This window comes from Pelagicoccus sp. SDUM812003, assembly GCF_031127815.1.
Lineage (GTDB): Bacteria > Verrucomicrobiota > Verrucomicrobiia > Opitutales > Opitutaceae > Pelagicoccus.
Map to the genome: position 1 here is coordinate 1 of NZ_JARXHY010000037.1, position 5,423 is coordinate 5,423.

At 45.7% G+C, this 5,423-nt stretch carries 6 protein-coding genes; all 6 read right to left on the reverse strand.

Features of this window, described 5'->3' with window-relative positions:
• Positions 1–83: 83 nt before the first annotated feature.
• On the reverse strand, positions 84–497 hold the full coding sequence (locus tag QEH54_RS22405) for a hypothetical protein (RefSeq protein ID WP_309020961.1): 414 nt from the start codon (positions 495–497) through the stop codon (positions 84–86).
• Positions 498–1,000: 503 nt separating this feature from the next.
• Positions 1,001–1,465, reverse strand: coding sequence for a hypothetical protein (locus tag QEH54_RS22410; RefSeq protein WP_309020962.1), 465 nt, complete (start codon positions 1,463–1,465; stop codon positions 1,001–1,003).
• Positions 1,466–2,151: 686 nt separating this feature from the next.
• Positions 2,152–2,523: a DUF6547 family protein gene (locus QEH54_RS22415; protein ID WP_309020963.1), complete on the reverse strand. Its 372-nt coding sequence runs from the start codon at positions 2,521–2,523 to the stop codon at positions 2,152–2,154.
• Between the two features lie 69 nt (positions 2,524–2,592).
• Positions 2,593–3,024 (reverse strand): hypothetical protein, encoded by a 432-nt coding sequence (locus QEH54_RS22420; RefSeq protein WP_309020964.1) that lies wholly within the window; start codon positions 3,022–3,024, stop codon positions 2,593–2,595.
• Between the two features lie 137 nt (positions 3,025–3,161).
• On the reverse strand, positions 3,162–3,491 hold the full coding sequence (locus QEH54_RS22425) for a hypothetical protein (RefSeq protein ID WP_309020965.1): 330 nt from the start codon (positions 3,489–3,491) through the stop codon (positions 3,162–3,164).
• A gap of 78 nt (positions 3,492–3,569) precedes the next feature.
• Positions 3,570–3,992, reverse strand: a complete 423-nt coding sequence (locus QEH54_RS22430; protein ID WP_309020966.1) for a hypothetical protein — start codon at positions 3,990–3,992, stop codon at positions 3,570–3,572.
• Between the last annotated feature and the right edge of the window lie 1,431 nt (positions 3,993–5,423).

Consider the following 5,423-nt stretch of genomic DNA (forward strand, 5'->3'; position numbering starts at 1 on the left):
TAGCTGTATTCATAAAGGCACTATATTGACGGGTCGCCTCATGGCGACTCGTCTCTGTGCCTTCTCATTCCTACTGGTTCGACCTATCTTTCATTGGTGCTTTCGAGAAACTCTCTTTGTGAAAAGCCTTGAGTATCGATGATTTCTCCTTGTGCGTTCATGACTTTCGCGAATTCTTCGAAGTAGATGACAACCTTCTCTAGCTCACCTTTAGCGTCGAATCGGTCTGCTCGTATAATCCTTCCGTCTTCGGCGTAGTAGGGAATTTCGGTGTAGAGCACTTCGTCGGACTCATCGAGGACGGTGAACTTCACAACTCTTCCGTTCTCGTTGGTTTCATAGACGCCTCTTGTCTTTACGCTACCGTCCGCCTTGTAGGTGAAATGGTCCGGTTTCACTTGGTCCTGTGCTTCGGAAAACGAAACCAGAAATATGACGAGAAGTGAGAATAGGGGTAGTTTTTTCATATTGTTCCTTTCGTCGAACGTGAAGCTCATACGCGTAGGCTAGCGCGGAGCGCTGGCCGGAGTTGTATGAAGCGACTGGATATGCCTTCTTTTTTTGAACTGGCTTCGCATGATTCTACTTTTCCTTTGGTCATGCCGGCCTGTGGCTGAACTTGTTGTAGAGCTTTACTGCTAGAGTTGGTAGAAGGAACCACCAAATCGAACCGATCACTCCGTGGTAAATGGCCGGGAGGTAGACATTGTTCCATTCGTAATTCCCGTCCACGTGGAGAAACGGAATAAACAGACCAAGGCTGACTGGGAAATCTCCGAAGAGGAGGATAAGCCAAATCATCGGAGCTTCTTCGTGAGTGCTCTGACTGTAGAAGAAGCAGATCAACAATACGACCGTATGAAGTGTGAAAAAGGTCGATCCTAAGATGAGTGCTGTCTTCTTATTCTGCATATCGTCAAAGCCATACGCGGAGGCCTAGCGCGGAGCGCTTGGCCGGAGTTGTATGAGCTGCCTGGTTCGTCCAAATTTTCATTTCTGTTTAGTAGAGCTCGTGCTCGAACTTTCTTTCGTAGAGATACCAGTTTTGATCGATCGGAGTAAAACGGATATCTTCGCTTTTCCCACTTTCTCCTAATTCGTTTTTGGTGCTGACGAAACCTCTCTGGATGCCAATGTCTGGGTGATCTTCGTACTCGATCAAGATGTAGACCGTGTCTTCGAAATCCATTCCCGAAAAATCTCCTTTCATGACAGAGAGCACTCCGGATACCTCCATCATCGATCGTATCGATTCGAAATCCTTGGGACTGATAGCTATAGACCTTGGACTGTAGCTCTGCAGATCAACGTGGTTCAAATCGGGATACACCTCTAGAACCGTAGAAAACTCATCTCGAATCTTTTCCAGAGAAGATCGCTCCTTGTGAAAGAGCTCCTGGAGTTCTCCCGCAAGTGAATTTGCAGTGAAAGCTGCCAACGCGAGGAGTGCTAAGATCGGTTTCATTTTTTGACGAACGTGAAAGCCATACGCGGAAGTCAGCGCGGAGCGCTGGCTGGAGTTGTATGGGCTGACTGGTTAGGCATTTTTCCATTCCCACCATGTGTAGTGAGATTCTCTTTCTATGATTCTGAGTTTATTACCACATCGTGTGCATTCTGCGAGGTAGTAGTCGACCCACTTGTTATCGATTCTAACTGTATCCGTAATTCTAATGCTTCCTTTCTTTTCCTCAAGGTTTGGATCAACGCCATGCTCCAAGTATAGGCAACAAGGACACTCTGTGCTATCGCGATGAAACTCGATAACTCGTATCGCAAAATCAACAAACCTTTGGTTCGGAGCAAACGCTCCACCCATTTTGAGTCCTGCTGTTCTGTTCTTGATGGCTTGAAGCCTAGGAATAAGTGGCAATATGCGATTCCTATTCTGACTAAGCGAAATGATCTCGCATGAGGAACTCCACACCTTGTGAGTATCTCGCGAAGTGATCTCTTCGAAGACTCTCGAATCAGAGGAGTTCTCTGACTTTGTGAAGAGGTTGAGGAGTTTTGAGATCATTTTTCTGCCTAACGTGAAGGTGATACGCGAGGGCCTAGGTTGTACGTGGTGAAAGAGTAGGGCAAGATCTGCCCCTGCTGCATCCACAACTCGGGCGCTTGGCCCGAGTTGTATCGACCGCCTTGTTGGACCTAATCTTTATTTTCATCGTACTCATATTCGCTGAATCTTTTGATCCATCCATCTTCAGTGAACAACTCGCCGTGAAGCCCATCGGACTCTTGAGCGATATCCTTTCCGTCTACTTGCACGATGATTCCTTCTTCTGAATCTGAAGCTTCCTGAAAAGCGTAAAGGAGATCATGCATCATGCCAGTGGTGAGATCGTCAACTAGCTCTCTAATCGTTTGTTTTTGCTCTTCTGAGAATTCGGCTAGTGACCTCTGAAGGCTTTGCTGATCGGGAGCTTTCGCAGCACCGCTGAGGAGCGTATTCAAATTGTGGAGAGCTTGATCTCTGGTGTTCCTCACAAAGAACTCTCCGAACTTTTCGATCTCTTTCATTTAGTTTCGTCCAACGTCGAGGCCACACGACGAGCGCTTGCGCTCGTTGTGTGAGCCGTCTGGTTAGCTTTATTTTTTAAGTGTTATTGGCAGTTTTGCATGCCACTTCACGGGGTGTCCGTCCTTAAATCCTGGAGAGTATCTTGCTGTCCTAGCGATTCTTCGCATCGTTTCGGCTATCATACCGTATTCAGAATTTCTTACTATAGCTTTTACGACTTCTCCATTTTCATTAACCAATATCTCGAGATCAATTGTTTGACTTCCTATTTTGTCTAGGACACCGAAATCGAAGAGTCTTAGTTCATTATCATTTGGTTTTATAAGGATTTTTGGTTGTTCGTCTAGTTGAGATACGGATAAGTATCCTTCAGGAATGGCGTCATTTTCACTCGTTGGATTCCCTAGGTTTCCGATGTCAAATGTTCTAGCGATATGGACTTCCTTCTTGGCGCATGACGCTAGTGCCAGTAGTGAAAACGCTAGGAATAAGTTCTTCATCTATATTTAGCTAACGCTAAGCTGATACGCGAGGGCTAGTAAACCGTCGTGAAAGAGTAGGGTGAGGTTCGTCCTTGCTGCTTCCACAACTCGGGCGCTTGGCCCGAGTTGTATCGAGCGACTTGTTCGACCTAATTTTACTTTGCAGATAGTAAATCATAGATTCCCTTTATTCCAAAACCGAAGACGATCAGAAGGACGAGTCCAAGTGCGAGACAACCGTATTTGAAAACCTGATCTTTCGTAGTTTCTTTTTCATCAAGTTCTTTTCTATTTTCTTCGAATCGTACTTCTAAGAAATCGCTGTCCAATTCGGGTTCGGTCCCGACATCGCCTTTCTCGATAGCTTCGTCTATTTTCTTCTTCAGGATTTCGAGACCTTCTTTGTTTCCGGAAAGCGTACCACTTCGATCACCATACTCGTCGTAGATCGTGACCCATGCTTTGGGTTTTTCGGTTTCGCTCATTTCTATTTTTTGTCGAACGTGAAAGCCATACGCGTAGGTCAGCGCGAAGCGCTGGCCGGAGTTGTATGGGCTGACTGGTTAGTCCTGCTTTCTTTTGAGCTTGATAGTATCATTGGGCGTTCCGTTCCAATCTTTAGCTCTTGTGTTATCTTCAAGCACACGAATCAAAATCTCATCGTGGGCTATTTTTTTGATGATAAATGGTATCTTTGAAGCTTCTTCTCCATCGGTTATTCGTATCACATCTAAATGTGCTGGAGATTGGTTCTCATCATATTTGTAGACGAATGTAGAATTCGTGTTGGCGTATTTATCCCTAATGCTTTTACCGCCTATGGTCAGGTCAACTGTTCCATCCGGTTTAAGTGTTAGGGTGCCAATCAATCCCGAGTCATCTGCGCCTTCCCAGCAACCGTACAGCCAAGAATCGTTACTTTCGTTTGCAGAGGAGAAAGCCGGAAAAAGCAGGCAGAGAATTAGGAGTGTGAATATTTTTTTCATCTTTTCTGACTAACGCTAAGCTGATACGCGAGGGCTCGGTAACCGTCGTGAAAGTAAAGGGTGAGATACGTCCTTGCTGGTTCCACAACTCGGGCGCTTGGCCCGAGTTGTATCGAGCGACTTGTTCTGCTTGATTTCTTTCATTCAGATGGTCGGAGTTTTTCGTTCAGATCTACTTTTTCTTCTGATCTCTTCGATCTTTTCATCTCTCTTTCGTATTCTTTCTTTGCTCATCCAAAACCTGCCAAAAAACGTGAGAGCGAGTACGGAAGCAGCTATCGTTCGAAATAGGGACTTGTAGGCTAATCGGTAACCTTCGTTGTTTTCGATCCAATAATCGTATCCACTCCATAGTGCAAAGACTGCCAATAGGATGGCTAAAACAAGGTAGGTTTTTCGATTCATCTATTTTCGCAGAACGTGAAAGCCATACGCGGAAGTCAGCGCGGAGCGCTGGCTGGAGTTGTATGGGCTGACTGGTTGGACCATTCTTTTCTTCTCATCTCGAAATTTCTAATGGTCTGATTGTTTCGAGTTTAGGCCAAGACTCTATGTCTGTTCCATCTATCGACCAAGCCTCTAGTTCGGTGATAGATCCATTGCTTTCCCATAACGTGATTCCCATCAAGCCGGATTCTGTGTCTCCACCTTGGAAGTCTGCTAAAATCGATCTTTCTTTTTCTCTTTTAGTTCCAGGCGTGAACATCACTGTCGGGCAAGATCCGCATCCACACCGTCCAAAGACATGAAGTGAATCTATTTCTTTCTCTCGTTCTGGCTGGGTTTCAGAGAGTAGCTTTCGAAGAATCGATCTTTCGGAATCGGAAAGCTCGCGATAAACGGGAATGCTGTAGGGAAACGTATTCAATTTTCTATTTCGTCCAACGTGAAGGTCATACGCGTAGGTCAGCGCGGAGCGCTGGCCGAAGTTGTATGGACCGACTGGATGGACATTGTTTTCTGGGTTTTGGGGTTTGAATTCCTGTGAGCTAACTCTCTTCGAATTCTGCTAGATCGTCGAGTCTCCGCACATGAGGTTTCTCTTTTTGGTCGGGGTAGGACAGAGCTGGATCGTCGAAGTCGTCAGTGCAGGAATTTTCTTTGTTTTCTGATCTTTTCTTTTTCTTCGAGGTTGTCGTCGGAATTTTCGGAAGAGATTCCGTGTAAAGGGTCTTTGATCGTGAAACTCAGACCTTTCGTATCAGGATTTTGGGGATTTCTAGATTCGATTCCTTCGGTTTGTTCAAATAGTCGATTTTTCAAAAATTTTCGACCCCTTCGGGGTGAGCGTAACATGCGTTACGCCATAGTCGCTTCGCTCAATTATTTCGTCCATCGTGAAAGCCATACGCGGAAGTCAGCGCGGAGCGCTGGCTGGAGTTGTATGGGCTGACTGGTTAGGATTCATTTCTTTTCTATTGGTCTCACTCG